Origin of the sequence: Mycobacterium sp. URHB0044 (assembly GCF_000620625.1) — a bacterium.
Classification (GTDB): domain Bacteria; phylum Actinomycetota; class Actinomycetes; order Mycobacteriales; family Mycobacteriaceae; genus Mycobacterium.
The window spans coordinates 19,049-31,753 of sequence record NZ_JIAW01000018.1 but is presented as its reverse complement, the minus strand read 5'-3'; the positions used below and the strand labels follow the sequence as shown (position 1 = coordinate 31,753).

13 protein-coding genes are annotated in these 12,705 nt (G+C 63.6%); 5 read left to right on the top strand and 8 right to left on the bottom strand.

Features of this window, described 5'->3' with window-relative positions:
* Nucleotides 1–3: 3 nt before the first annotated feature.
* The 7 genes from N536_RS0127310 to N536_RS0127280 form a co-directional block, all read right to left on the bottom strand.
* On the bottom strand, nt 4–1,263 hold the full coding sequence (locus N536_RS0127310) for a cytochrome P450 (protein WP_029116511.1): 1,260 nt from the start codon (nt 1,261–1,263) through the stop codon (nt 4–6).
* Between the two features lie 17 nt (nt 1,264–1,280).
* On the bottom strand, nt 1,281–2,744 hold the full coding sequence (locus tag N536_RS0127305; protein ID WP_029116510.1) for an aldehyde dehydrogenase family protein: 1,464 nt from the start codon (nt 2,742–2,744) through the stop codon (nt 1,281–1,283).
* Between the two features lie 110 nt (nt 2,745–2,854).
* Complete coding sequence (locus tag N536_RS0127300) at nt 2,855–4,024, bottom strand: CaiB/BaiF CoA-transferase family protein (RefSeq protein WP_029116509.1); 1,170 nt, start codon at nt 4,022–4,024, stop codon at nt 2,855–2,857.
* A 25-nt stretch (nt 4,025–4,049) separates the two neighbouring features.
* Nucleotides 4,050–4,250 carry a ferredoxin gene (locus N536_RS0127295; RefSeq protein ID WP_029116508.1) on the bottom strand — a complete coding sequence of 67 codons (201 nt, stop codon included), beginning with the start codon at nt 4,248–4,250 and terminating at the stop codon, nt 4,050–4,052.
* A gap of 33 nt (nt 4,251–4,283) precedes the next feature.
* Nucleotides 4,284–5,309: an ABC transporter substrate-binding protein gene (locus N536_RS0127290; RefSeq protein ID WP_255358511.1), complete on the bottom strand. Its 1,026-nt coding sequence runs from the start codon at nt 5,307–5,309 to the stop codon at nt 4,284–4,286.
* Nucleotides 5,310–5,431: 122 nt separating this feature from the next.
* Nucleotides 5,432–6,622, bottom strand: a complete 1,191-nt coding sequence (locus N536_RS0127285) for a cytochrome P450 (protein ID WP_197040251.1) — start codon at nt 6,620–6,622, stop codon at nt 5,432–5,434.
* A gap of 190 nt (nt 6,623–6,812) precedes the next feature.
* Nucleotides 6,813–7,583, bottom strand: a complete 771-nt coding sequence (locus N536_RS0127280) for an SDR family NAD(P)-dependent oxidoreductase (protein WP_029116505.1) — start codon at nt 7,581–7,583, stop codon at nt 6,813–6,815.
* A 197-nt stretch (nt 7,584–7,780) separates the two neighbouring features.
* Between N536_RS0127280 and N536_RS0127275 the strand changes: the two genes are divergently transcribed.
* Nucleotides 7,781–8,452, top strand: coding sequence for a TetR/AcrR family transcriptional regulator (locus N536_RS0127275; RefSeq protein ID WP_197040250.1), 672 nt, complete (start codon nt 7,781–7,783; stop codon nt 8,450–8,452).
* Between the two features lie 116 nt (nt 8,453–8,568).
* Nucleotides 8,569–9,171 carry a TetR/AcrR family transcriptional regulator gene (locus N536_RS0127270; protein ID WP_029116503.1) on the top strand — a complete coding sequence of 201 codons (603 nt, stop codon included), beginning with the start codon at nt 8,569–8,571 and terminating at the stop codon, nt 9,169–9,171.
* A 5-nt stretch (nt 9,172–9,176) separates the two neighbouring features.
* Here the strand turns inward: N536_RS0127270 and N536_RS43380 are convergent, their stop codons facing one another.
* Complete coding sequence (locus tag N536_RS43380) at nt 9,177–9,305, bottom strand: hypothetical protein (protein ID WP_255358509.1); 129 nt, start codon at nt 9,303–9,305, stop codon at nt 9,177–9,179.
* Nucleotides 9,306–9,461: 156 nt separating this feature from the next.
* Here N536_RS43380 and N536_RS0127260 point away from each other — a divergent pair, with 156 nt between their 5' ends.
* The 3 genes from N536_RS0127260 to N536_RS0127250 all read left to right on the top strand — a co-directional run bounded on the left by N536_RS0127260 (nt 9,462) and on the right by N536_RS0127250 (nt 12,682).
* Nucleotides 9,462–10,325, top strand: coding sequence for a spirocyclase AveC family protein (locus N536_RS0127260; protein ID WP_029116502.1), 864 nt, complete (start codon nt 9,462–9,464; stop codon nt 10,323–10,325).
* A gap of 147 nt (nt 10,326–10,472) precedes the next feature.
* The gene (locus N536_RS39640) at nt 10,473–11,579 is read left to right on the top strand and encodes a hypothetical protein (RefSeq protein ID WP_064751595.1); all 1,107 of its coding nucleotides are present in this window, start codon (nt 10,473–10,475) and stop codon (nt 11,577–11,579) included.
* Nucleotides 11,576–12,682, top strand: coding sequence for a hypothetical protein (locus N536_RS0127250; RefSeq protein WP_029116501.1), 1,107 nt, complete (start codon nt 11,576–11,578; stop codon nt 12,680–12,682). The genes N536_RS39640 and N536_RS0127250 overlap by 4 nt, the downstream gene beginning before the upstream one ends.
* Nucleotides 12,683–12,705 lie beyond the last annotated feature (23 nt).

Below are 12,705 nucleotides of genomic sequence, written 5' to 3'. Positions count from 1 at the left end.
CCCTCAGCCGAGCGGCAGTTGCTCGCCAACGGGCGCGCTCGGGGTGAACGTGGCTGGCAGCGTTGAGAAGCCGTTGACCTGACCAAGCGACGGATAGCGCTGCGCGGCGGTGAGGTCCACCTTGAGGTCGGGGATGCGACGCAGCGTCGCCTTCAGGACTTCTTGGAACTGCACGCGGCCCAAGTTCGAACCCAAGCAGCGGTGCGCACCAAGACCGAAGGCTTGGTGCCGGTTTGGCCAACGGTCCAGGTTGACCTCCTCCGGGTCCTCGAACATTTCGGCGTCCTGGTTGGCCGAGGCCCAGGACAGCAGTAACCGGTCGCCCGGGCATAGGCGCTGGCCGCCAAGTTCGGTCTCGACCGCGACGGTGCGCGCGAGCGCGGGTGCCGGCGACGCCCACCGTAGGAATTCCTCGGTGGCCCGCTTCAGCAGTTCAGGCTCGTTGAGCAGGCGCGCACGTTCGTCCGGGTGTTCGGACAGCCACGCGTACGCGTGGGACAGCAGTCCGGTGCTGGTGTCCACACCTCCGATGAGCTGCAGGAAGCAGATCTTGAGGATTTCCTCCTCGGACAGGGCCTGGTCGTCGATCTTGGAGTTCAACAAGAAGGTCAGCAGGTCGTCGGCTGGTTCGTCGCGGCGCTTGGCAAGTTCCTCGGACAGCCGCCCTAGGACACGGAAGATGCCCTCGATGGCGCGCTGGTACATCTCCGAACCGGGTACCGCCCAGGAGATTTCGTGGAACGGTGTGGCGACGTCCTCCCAGTCCGCGAGCGGTAGTCCCAGTAGCTTCATGGTGAGCATGGCCGGCACGGGGCTGGCGATGTCCTTCACCAAGTCGCACTGTCCGGACTCGCAGAACTGGTCGATGAGCGCGTCGGAAACCTGCCGCAGGAAGGGGCGCCACGGTTCGGCGGCGGCGGGGGAGAACTTCGGGTTCAGTAGTTGGCGGTACTGATTGAAGCGCGGTGGGTCGACCTCGAGTGGGATCAGCTGCATGGGTGCGGGCGGGATGGCCGTGCCCTTGTATCCGTTGCGTTCGCCGGTCATGTCGTTGTCGGAGGAGTACGTCTTATCGTCGAGCGCGACAGTCTTGACGTCCTCGTAGCGGGACACCACCCAGTAACCGCCGTGCGCTTCGGTCCAGGCGACGGGGCATTGGGTTCGCAACTCACTCGTCGCCGCGCGCCAGTTGTCTGCGAACTCCGCTGAGTGGTGGTCGAAGTCGATGGTTGGTCGCGCGGTTGCGTTTTCGGTCTCAGTCATCCGCTTCTCTACTCCAGTCACATCAAGTTGACGAAAACGTTCTTGGGCTGGGTGAACTCGCGGATGCCCTCGAGGCCGCCCAAACGCCCCCACCCGCTTTGCTTGACGCCGCCGAACGGCACCGAGGTGGGGATGCCCAGGAAGCCGTTCACCCAGACCAGCCCCACCTCCAATTGCTGCGCCACTGTGTGCGCACGTTTGAGGTTCGAGGTCTGGACGTAAGCCGCCAAGCCGTAGGGGGAGTCGTTGGCGATGCGCACGGCCTCCTCTTCGGTGTCGAACGGCATCACGGCGACGACGGGGCCGAAGATCTCCTCGCGCGCGAGCGCGGACGAGTTGTCGACGTCGGCGAAGACCGTCGGCGCGACGAAGTAGCCGTCGGCCAGTTCCCCGCCAAGCCGGTCACCGCCGGCGACGAGCCGCGCGTCTCCACGCTTGGCGGTGTCGATGACGCCCATGATCCGTTCGGCCGCAAGCGCATTGATGACGGGCCCGAAGAACGTGCTCGCGACGAGGGGATCGCCGACCTCGAGACCACCGAGGATGCCCTGGATGAGGGTGAGCACCTCCTCGTACACCGGACGTTCGACCAGGACGCGCGTGCCGTTGATGCACCCTTGGCCACTGCCCTGCATGCCCAACACGGCTTGCATCGCCGCGCTGTTGAGGTCGGCGTCGGCGAAGATGAGGTTTGCCGACTTGCCCCCGAGTTCGAGGCCGACGGGCTTGAGTCCGTCCTTGGCGGTGTCGAGGATCCGCTTCGCCGTCGCCCCGCTGCCCGTGAAGTGGATCTTGTCGATGCCGGGATGGGCCACCATGGCGTTGCCGCCTTCTGGTCCGGCCGCCACGACGTTGAGCACCCCCGGCGGGAAACCGGCCTCGAGGAAGAGTTCCCCGATGCGAATCGCCGCGAATGGGGCCAACTCCGGCGGCTTCAACAAAACGCAGTTGCCTGCAGCCAATGCGGGAGCCACGGTCATGCCGACGGCGTAGATCGGGCCGTTCCAGGGAATGATGATCCCGACGACGCCGTAGGGATTGTGGGTCACGTAGTCCAATGACGGCGTCGGCCAGGTAGGCACCACGTCGCCGGTCAGCTTGTCGGCCCACCCGGCGTAGTACGAGAAGGCGTCCGCCGCCACGGCCGGGCCACCGGTGGCCGCGAACACGGGCATGCTGTTGTCCACCTGAGAGATCGCGACGAGTTCGTCGGAATGCTCGCGCAACAGCGCGGCGGCACGAAGCAGGAGCTCGCGTCTCTGATCGGGCGTGGTTGCGCGCCATGCGGGCAGCGCCGAGCGGGCCGCCGCGACCGCAAGATCGATCTCCCGCGCACCCGCCAGGGTGACGTCGGCCGTGCCCTTCCCCGTTGCCCCGTACACGTGGCCGAAGACTCCGCCCGAACTGTCGTCGATGCGTTGGTCTCCGATGAGGAGGGTGGGTTTCGGTAGCAGTTCGACCGGTGGGTTGGTGATCGGCACGTGACTCCCTCGATCGCGTTGGGTCTCAGACGAGACCAGGTCAACTTACCTTCGAATGCCCATTCTTGACAAGACCGTCGGATAATAGTCCTGCTCGAAGACGCTGGTGGTTACACAGTCCCGCCGCATGGAACCTCGCTCAGCCATTGCGCCCGCACCGTTGCTTCGTCTTGGTTGAATTCAGGTGGCGGTGTCAGCCCCGATCCGGCGCGACTGTTGCTCTTCTGCCACCTGAAGGCCATCTTGACCTGAGGCCAGGATCCGGGATCGCCTTCGACCAATTGGCGCGCGGAGTAGTGCGCGGTCTGCATGATGGCCGGCACGTCGTAGACGGGGCCACCGGGAATGTCCCAATCGAGGAACCGCTGAAGCCATTCATCGGAGGTCGCCGTTGCGAACACCGCCTCGAGCGCCTTGCGGAGGTCTAATGCGTTGTCGGCAAAGGAGATAGCTGTCTGGTCGTGAGCGGCGACGAGATCATCGCGGCCTATGCCCTCGCAGAACCGGCGCCAGAACTTCGGTTCGAGTGCCCCGAACATCACCGGCCGTCCGTCACTTGCCGCATACGTCGTGTAGAGGGACATGGCGGGCATCTCACGCAGGGAGAAGGGTTGGCCAGTGCGCTGAGTCATCGCGATCTCGGTCCGATGAGTCTCGACAAGCGCGTCCCAACACGAGACGTCGATCCACTCACCGGGTCCACCGGCCTTGACGGAGATGAGCGCCGCGCATACGGCCAGAGCTGCCGACGTCGCGCCGAGTTCGTTCCCCCAGCTGGTGTATGCCCACCCCAAATGGGGTTGCCCGTCCTTCCACTCAACGTTGAGGCCGTCGCCCAAGGCGTCCATGTTGAGCCCGTGCGCGGGTAACCGAGACCATGGTCCAGACTGGCCAAACCCGGTGATGGAACAGACGATCAGCTCGGGGCGCCTTGCACGCAAGGCGATGAAATCGATCCCGCACTGTGCCCAGAATCCGGCTAGTTGATTCTCGACGATCACGTCGGCGACATCGATGAGCGCAAGGATCGACTCGCGCCCCTCGTCGGTCTTGGCATCGAGCCCAATTGACCGCTTGCCCCAGTTCTGAGCCATGTGTTGGGGGCTCTTTCCATCGTCGGCGTAAGGAGGTATTAGCCGGATGCGGTCACCGGCGGGCGGTTGCTCGACCTTGACCACGTCGGCTCCCAACGCGGCCAACTTGCCGGAGGCCAACGCCGCGGGCACGAGGATGCCGAGGTCGAGTACCTTGATGCCGTTCAACGGCATGTAATTCGTCATCGCGGTGTCCTATTGGGTCAGCTGGTCATGGTGCGAGGGTGATTGCTCGTTCGGGGCACGTCTGAAATGCGCGGTGGGCTTGCGCCTCCAACGCCGCCGGCGCCAGGCCGTCCGCCACCTTGACCACCGCGTGGCCGTCGCTGTCATCGAGGTCGAACAGCTCGGGTGCCGTTATGGCACAAAGCGTATGACCCTGGCATCGTCCAAGGTCGACATCAATTCGCATCCCACTCTCCCTCCTTTGCCGGTCGTTCAAGAGTCACGAAACGCGTTCGCAGTGGCCATTTCGAATTCGGCGCAACACGACGAAGGGGCCCTTGTATCCGCGTCGGTCATGGCGGCCGAAGCTGATGTAGGTTCCTGGGCCTCCGGCAGCGGCGGGAAGCCGATGGACACGCTCCAGGCCGCGCTTCAGACCTTCCGGGTCGTGTGGTTTGGCCATGTGTAGCCCCCACGCAGTCGCCTGGCCGACGTCGTAACCCAGTGCGGCATAGCAGTGTGGGCTCCACGAGTCGCCTCGATGCTTGGCGGCGAAGCGTTGGCGCAGTACTGCGAAGACGTCATTGCGCTCGTCGAACTCATCGGTGCCGATCCACCCCTCGTAACTCCCGATGGTCAAACCGAAGAAGCCGTCGAGCGGCCAACCGACGAAGATCGAGCTGCACAGGCGGACGGGGTTCCAGTCGGAGGAGGTCATGTCGTTCACTGTCGTGAGGACCTGCTGCGCAGTGAGCCCAAGGCCCATGTAGACGATCGCGTCAGCCTCCGCGGTGCGCAGCGGTGCGACCTCGTCGCGAGCCGCCTGCGCGTCGACGAACGCCGGAAGCAGTCGATCGGCGACTATTGGCAAGCTCAGCCGTTTGGCGGCGGCGCGAAAATACGTGTTGAACTCCTGGCCGAGGTAGTTGTCCTCCCGCAGCACCGCGACGGCCTTGGCGCCGTGCAGCTGCAGGTACTCGGCCATCACCACCGCTTCGTCCGTGGTGGAGATGTTGCCCAGGGTGAAGCAATACTCGCCTGGGACGTCGGCCGAACTGCACATCGTGAGCATTGGCACCCGCTCGCGTTCGATGATGGGCAGCAGGCTGGTGACCTGGTCGGTGAAGTGTGGCCCGATGATGCCGATGCAGTGTTCCTCGTGTACGAGATCGAGATACACGTCGCGCATTACGTGGAACTGCCGCAGTGGCATGCCGTCAACCTCGCGCACCACTAGTTCGACTGGTCGATCGATGATTCCAGTCTCATACGCGTCGTCAAATGCCATGCGCGCGGCCGAGATCATCTCGTCCACCGCGGTGATTCCGATACCCCAGTCCTGGATGTACCCGATGCGGAACGGATCACGCTGTTGTGCTGTCGTTTTGGCGTCCGACCGATGGAGCTGTCGAGGCTGGTTCGCGGGCGTCAACGCACGTCCGACCGGAGGGCGGGGGTAAACGTCACGGGCAGGCGGACGTAGCCGTTGACGAGGCCCTGTGCCGGATACAACGCAGCGAGCTCTTCGTTCACGCGGTAGTCGGGTAGGCGGGTCAAGACTTGGATGACCATCGCCTCGAATGTTGCTCGGGCCAGGTTCGAGCCGATACAACGATGTGTGCCCACCCCGAAGGCCAAGTGTCGGTTGACCTCGCGGTCGAACAGAACGTCGTCGGGATCGGGGAATTGGTCCGGATCGTGGTTCGCCGCGGCGAGGCACAACAACACTCGCTCACCCGGTTGCAGTACCTGTCCACCAACTTCGATCGCTTGAACGCAGGTGCGAGCCTGGGTAGTAACCGGCGAGCTATATCGCAGGAACTCCTCGGAGATCCAGCTCAACTCGTTGAGGTTGTGCCGTAACCATTCTCGCTTGTCAGGGTGCTGGTGCAGCCACATGAACGCTTGGCCGGCCAATGACGTGGTGGTGTCTACGCCACCACCTATCAACAGCATGACCATCGACTCGATGATCTCCGGCCGTATCGGCTCGCCGTCGACGGCCGCGCCGGCCAACGAACTCAGCACAGTTCCATCGACGCCGTCCGTCGGTTGCGCGATCGCCTCGTTGATGACGCCGATCAGCCACGGAATGTCCGCGACGGCTTCCTCCCACGGAGGACTGTGGGGGATATGGGAGGTGATGGCGTGCATGATCACCGAGAAACGCGGGGCGTATTCGATCGGCAAGCCAATCATGTCGGTGATCACGTATGCCGGCGCCAAACTGGCCAGATCGATGATCAAGTCACCTTCGCCGCGCTCGATGAACGCGTCGACACACTTCTCGACGTGCTGCTGAATCCTTGGCCCCCGCGCTGCGACGGCGGCCGGAGACAGGAACGGATGTAGGGCACGACGGTACTTCAGCGATTCCGGCGGGTCCATCTCAATGGGAATCTGCATGGGAGCAGGCATCGACGGAATGTGTACCGCCACTCCGTCCGTGCCCGCGGGTCGAGCCGAAGAGAAGGCGTCGTCGTTCTTCAGCGCGGCGGCGACGTCCTCATAGCGGGTGAGTAGCCAATGGCCGCCATGCTTCTCCGAGTAGGAAACCGGGCAACGCTCCCGCAATTCACGAAAGGAACCGTGCGGATCCGCGGCAAACTCGTTCGACATGTGGTCGAAGTCCTCGACGACACGCCGTCCGACAACGTTGCGGTCTATCGCCATGATCTATCGAGTCCCGCCCACTCGATGGCGGCCCGAATGAACGCGGGAGCGCCGAATTGACCTGTGCGGCACTGTGTTACGCGATGTACCACGATTGCTGCCTCTCGTTCGAGTTCTGGGGTCGGGTAGTCGGCGGTTACGTGACGAGGAAGCCGCCGTCGAGGACGATCATCTGGCCGGTCATGTAGCTGGAAGCAGGGGCGGCTAGGAAGAGTATTCCCGCGGCCATTTCCACCGGTTGCGCCATGCGGCCCATCAGCACGCGCCCCTCGCCGAGGATGGGGCCCGTGCGTGTTACCGGGCTTGGGCGCATCGCATTCTCAGTGAGCGTTCCACCCGGGAGTAGGGCGTTGACGCGGATTCCATGTGGGCCGAGCTCGAGGGCTGCCGTCTTGGTGAGGACGTTCAGCCCGCCCTTGGAGGCGCCGGATGCGGCGTTTCCGATGACCGCCGGATGAAGTGAACTGATCGACGACACGCTGATGATCGAGCCGGCCACCTCGTCGGCAACCATGGCACGACCGGCCTCGCGAATACACAGAAACGCGCCCTTGAGATTCACGTCATGCACTGAATCCCAGGCGGCAGTGGACGTTTCGAGGAGCGGTGTCTTCGGGTAAATCCCGACGCAGTTTACCGAGACACCGATGCGACCAACCCCGCTGAACAGATCCTTCACTGAGTCTTCAGAGGTGATGTCGACGCCCACGCTCTCAGCTGTTCCGCCGTTCTGTCTCACTTCCTCGGAGACTGATTTAGCGGCTGCCTCGTCACGGTCGGCAACGATGACTTCAGCGCCGGCTTCCGCCAGGAGCAGGACGGTGGCTCGCCCGATTCCCGCTGCACCGCCAATGACTACGACGCGTTGTGCATCGAGGCGGAACAGGCGGTCGAGCTCGGCTGGCATGTTCTGGCGTTCCTCTTCGTCGAGGGATGAGGTGATTGCGTCCTACCCGTACTATGTACGGGTAGGTCGCTGCGACGCTACGTCGAAGGGGTCAGCGCGTCAAGGGGGCAAAGCTTTTCGGTCGTTGATTCGGTTCCCCGCGTACCATGCTGCGTGGAGATGAGAACAGTTGCCGCTCATCGGATCGGGAAGGAATCGTGACCGTGACATCGACTCATCCCTCGGATGACGCTTCTCGGTCGACGTTGTCGCGGGACGTACTCATCGAGGTGGCCGTAGGGATCGCCCGCGAGGAGGGACTCGCGGCGCTCACGATGCGTAGATTGGCCGAGGCCACCGACAAGGCACCGATGACGCTGTACTCACACGTGCCGAACAAGGAGGCCCTTCTCGTCCTCGTCGCAGACGCATTGCTGCAACAGGTCGAAGTGCCCACTGGTCGGTGGGATTCCGCACTTCGCGAACTGTGTTTGTCGACGTGGCGCACGATGGGCGAGACCGCCGGGCTGGCCACATTCGTCTGGAAGCACGTGCCGTACTTCGCCACCCCACACGGGTTACGACTTGCCGAAGGATCGATGGCGCTGCTGGCCAAGGGTGGTTTCGCGCCCGTGGACGCGGCCCGTGCGTTGGAGGCGTTGATGACCTACGTGACTGGTGATGTTCAACGTCGTGAGGCCTGGTTGAACGCGCCGAAGAGATCGATACCGCGTGAGGTGAAGGGGCATACCCACCTCGCAGCTGCTGCCGAAAGCCCCGCGATTCGGCATTCCGCCGCCGATGCGCAGAACACCTTCATCTACGGTCTCGACCTACTGATGGAAGGGCTGCGGCGCGACACCCGACGGAAGCGCGCGCCGGCGCGTTAGGTCAGTTGGCACGACGTTTGAGTGGTCAACGCTCGCTCGGCCGACAGTCATGTCAAAATTGGTACATGCCGAGAACGTCTCCACGTCCGCAAACGCAGGTTCGCCAAGCCGGTCCGGTGGCAGATCTGGGCAACAAGGGTCTGCGAACCAAGACGCGAATCCTTCGCGAAGCGAAGCGACTCCTCTTGGAGAAGGGCTACGACGCGACCACCATCAACGACATCACCGAGGCCAGCGAGATTCGGCGGGCCTCCTTCTATACGTATTTCACCAGCAAGCAGGACGTGCTCCTCGCGATCGGGCACGATGCCGAGGAGGCGGGCATCGTGGCGGCGGAGGGGTTGCGCCGGCTGTCTGTGAATTCCTCGATCGAGGACGTAGCGCGCTGGGTGGAGGAGTACTTCGGCTTCTGGGATCAGCACGGATCGTTCGTCTACGCCGCGTTCCAGGCCGCGTATGCCGACCCTGAACTTCGTGAGTGGAGCGTCAACGCGGAGATGACCGGCGCGAAGATCCTGGGCCAGGCACTGCTCAAATTGCGTGGCGGAAAGCGGCTGCCCGGCGTTGATCCGATGGTTCAGGGGCTGGCAATTCAGTCGATGATGGAGCGGTTCTGGTACCACTGGCGCGTGGCAGGTGCGCCCGTCAAGCAATCGATGGTCGCGTACAGCATCGCTCACCTGATCTGGGCCAGCGCGCACGCTGAACCGGCGGGCTGAGCAGTTCACCGGCACAGCTGGCTGAACATGATCAACCACAGCAGATCAACCAGATACATATAGCTACAACGGCTCCCCGGAATGCATTGCGCGGCAATCATCGGGACTTCCGCGCGCTGCTCGATCTCATCCACCGCGTCGCGCCGCCCGCAACCTATTGACAAGACTGTTGGTTTTTGGTTGATTCAAGGTACCGCCGGGTGACGCGGTATTCACCTCGCCCGGGCGGTAGCGCAATGGGACCAGTGGTAGGGGTGTGCGTGGTAGCAGAAGCAGATCAATCCGGGACGGTGGCGGCGCGCTACTTGAGGGGTGCTTCCGGTGCCGGCCGCGGGCGCGCAGTGGGCGCTCTCCTCTGCGCAATTGCGCTGATGGTCCTTGTCCTCTTCGTCGCCGGGCACAGCGGCGGCACACTGCTGCGCCCCGCGGGACGACTGCCGTGGGAACTGGGCGTCACGGCCATCGCGCTCGTCATTGTCGGCATCGGGTTCGCGCAATCGGTGCGCGAAGGCAGACTTAGTCGCGTCCTGCTCATTGCGATCGCTTCCGCCACGGCGTTCTGGCAGGAGACCTACGGAGACTGGGGCACCTACCTGCTCTACAGTCCGGCCTTTTCGACGTATGAATGGGGCGAGACCATCTGGACCTCACCGGTGCGATGCTGGTGGTTCATCCCCGGATACGTCTTCTTCTACACGACGTTCTTCCTGGCGCTCGAGAAGACATTTCACGTTGCCAAGGAGCGCTGGCCGGAGGCCAACCCGTACCTCGCAACCACGATCGTGTCATTTCCGCTGTTCTACGTCTTCGATCTGACGCTCGAGGGCGCAGCACATGGTTTTGGGTGGTGGCAGTACCAGTACGCGTTCGGGCCGACGGTCGCCGTCGGCGAGGGGCGCTTCCCACTGCTGTGGCCGATCTTGGAGCAGGTCCCGTTCATGGTGCTCGTAGTATTTGGGCTAACGTGGCGGAACACCAAGGGCGAGGACGTCTTTGAGGTTATTGCACGGACCGTAGTGCGACGTAAACCCGGTCAGCTCTCAATTTTGGTGTCGTGGATCGTGATGCTGAACGTTACCTTCCTCTTGACGACCATTTTGCCGTTGATGGCCTTGCGTTTGCTTGCGGGGCCTGCCAGCGCAGCGGTGCCGTGATCGGACCCTTCCTGGCTACCGACGCCACGAAGAATGTGATGCAGGCTGGGCGCACATCCTGAATGGGTGAATTCCGAAGTCTGGCACAGCCCGCCATATAATCGACTAGTGTGTCGGATAAGTGTTCGTCGATCATTGGAGATCACCATGTCGGTAAGGGAAACTACGCGAGGGCGAAAAGTCCGAGTAGCGCACGTCGGCACGGGTGCCACCGGGCAGCAAGCGCTGAAGGGCATCATCGGTCACCCCGATTTGGAGCTGGTGAGCCTGTGGGTCTCCACGCCCGACAAGGTCGGCGGTGACGCCGGCGAACTGGTGGGGATGGATGGCGTGGGCATCGCGGCGGTCGGCTCCCTCGAAGAAGCGCTCGCCGGTAATCCCGACGTGTTGAGCTACTGCGCGAACGGGCTCGGTCGGGAAGCTGACGTGGTCGCCGAGATCGCGACGGCGCTCGAGCGCGGCATCGACGTCGTGACCATCTCCCTGCTCGGGATGCTCTACCCACCTGTCGGCCCCGCCACGTTGAGGGAGCCGCTCGAAGCGGCGGCCGCGAAGGGCGGGTCGACGTTCCTGTCGACGGGTCTCGACCCCGGCTTCTCCAGCGACCTGCTGCCGATGGCGCTGTTGACGATGTCGGACACGGTTGAGCACGTCCTTGTTCAGGAGATCGGCATCTATGACCACTACGACGTGGAACCGGTCATTCGCGGCATCATGGGCTTCGGTCATTCACCGTCCTACGAGGCGCCGATCGCCAGCGGCGGAGCCTTCGTGGCGTTCTGGGGCCCGATGGTGCACCAACTTGCCGACCGCATGGGCGTCGCACTCGACGAAGTGGTGGGAACGAACGACTTCGCGGTCCACGACGCAGACCTGAACACCTCCGTGGGTCTGATGGAGGCGGGCACCGTGGTCGCCCGTCGCGTGGCGTGTGAGGGCCGAGTCGCCGGGCGCACGGTGATCACCGCAGAACACATCACCAGGATGGCCGCCGACGTGGCACCCGACTGGCCGAGGTTCGACGGCGTCGGCGAATCCAATTATCGCATCGTGATCGAGGGAAACCCATCCATGCGATGCGATCTCGATCTGGGCCGCAGCGGCGATGTATGGGGGTCCGTCAGCGGTACCGCGATGCGGATGGTCAACCTGATCCCTGAGATGGCCGGTGCTCCCACCGGTTTGATCTCGGCGCTCGACCTTCCGTTGACGCCGTCCCGAAACCTAGTCGCTTCCACGGCGGCTGTCTTGTGACAGTCCGGACGAAGGTCGTCGTCTGGGGACCTGGCCGGCTGGGTGGATTCGTGTTGCGGGTGCTCTTGCAACGTCCCGACGAGTTCGACGTCGTCGGCGTCTTCGCCTTCTCCGAAGACAAGGAGGGGCGTGACGCGGGAGAGCTCGTCGGCCTTGCGCCGACCGGTGTCCGAGTTACCAGAGCGCGGTCAGAGATCGATGCGCTCGATGCCGATGTCGTGGTCTTCACGCCGCTAGTCGCATTGGGGCCCAGCGAAAGTCACGCCGACGCGTTGCGTCTGCTAGCCAGCGGAAAGAATCTCCTTCTCGCGCATGACTACTTCTTCCCGGCAGGAATCAGCGCCGACTACGCCGGCGAAGTCGAAGACGCATGCCGGCGCGGTGGTTCGACAGTGCTGGCAGTTGGATCTTCTCCCGGTTTCGTTGCAGAACGCCTGGCGATCACCCTCGCCGGACATACGTTGGAGGTGGACCACGTCGACGTCCTCGAACGAATGGACTGCACGGATCTCGACGCCCACGTCTATCCGTTGCTCGGGTTCGGCGCGAAGCCGCAGGACTTTCCCCGCGATCAGATCATCGCGATGTTCGACCACATGTACCGGCAGACTCCGTACGCGATGGCCGCTCAACTGGGGCAGCGGCTCGACGAGGTCGTCGTCGACGCCCGGTTCGCAACCACGCAACGAGAGCTGACGGACGTCACCGCTCCGGTACCACCGGGAACGGTCGCGGGTACCGAGTTCTCCTGGACGGGGTTGATCGACGGCGCACCGTTCGTGCGGATCACGTGCCGGTGGGTGTGCGATCTGGAACTGCCGGGTTGGGACGTCGACAACGACTGGATCATCACCGTGGAAGGAACGCCGTCGCTGCAGGTCCGCTATGCACGTGGTCAGTCGTTCGCCCAAGGCGTCCGTCACGGCGGGCACGTCAGCGACCCCGGCGGTGAGCACTGGATGGACTCACAGTCGTGGACGTCCGTGGCGGCCTTCGTCAATGCGATACCCAGCATCGTCGCCGCACCGCCGGGACACATGAACGCGCCCGTGTTCGGCGCACCCCAACACCGCCGGGCGGGATCCCCCCTCCTGTTGCGCTAGACACGCTTTCCCGCACAGCTACG

Bases quoted from the DNA above. Each gene is read 5' to 3' on its own strand.
- N536_RS0127295 (WP_029116508.1), bottom strand. From the start codon at position 4,250: ATGCGAATTGATGTCGACCTTGGACGATGCCAGGGTCATACGCTTTGT.
- N536_RS0127290 (WP_255358511.1), bottom strand. From the start codon at position 5,309: ATGATCTCGGCCGCGCGCATGGCATTTGACGACGCGTATGAGACTGGA.
- N536_RS0127300 (WP_029116509.1), bottom strand. From the start codon at position 4,024: ATGACGAATTACATGCCGTTGAACGGCATCAAGGTACTCGACCTCGGC.
- N536_RS39640 (WP_064751595.1), top strand. From the start codon at position 10,473: ATGTCGGTAAGGGAAACTACGCGAGGGCGAAAAGTCCGAGTAGCGCAC.
- N536_RS0127280 (WP_029116505.1), bottom strand. From the start codon at position 7,583: ATGCCAGCCGAGCTCGACCGCCTGTTCCGCCTCGATGCACAACGCGTC.
- N536_RS0127285 (WP_197040251.1), bottom strand. From the start codon at position 6,622: ATGTCGAACGAGTTTGCCGCGGATCCGCACGGTTCCTTTCGTGAATTG.
- N536_RS0127310 (WP_029116511.1), bottom strand. From the start codon at position 1,263: ATGACTGAGACCGAAAACGCAACCGCGCGACCAACCATCGACTTCGAC.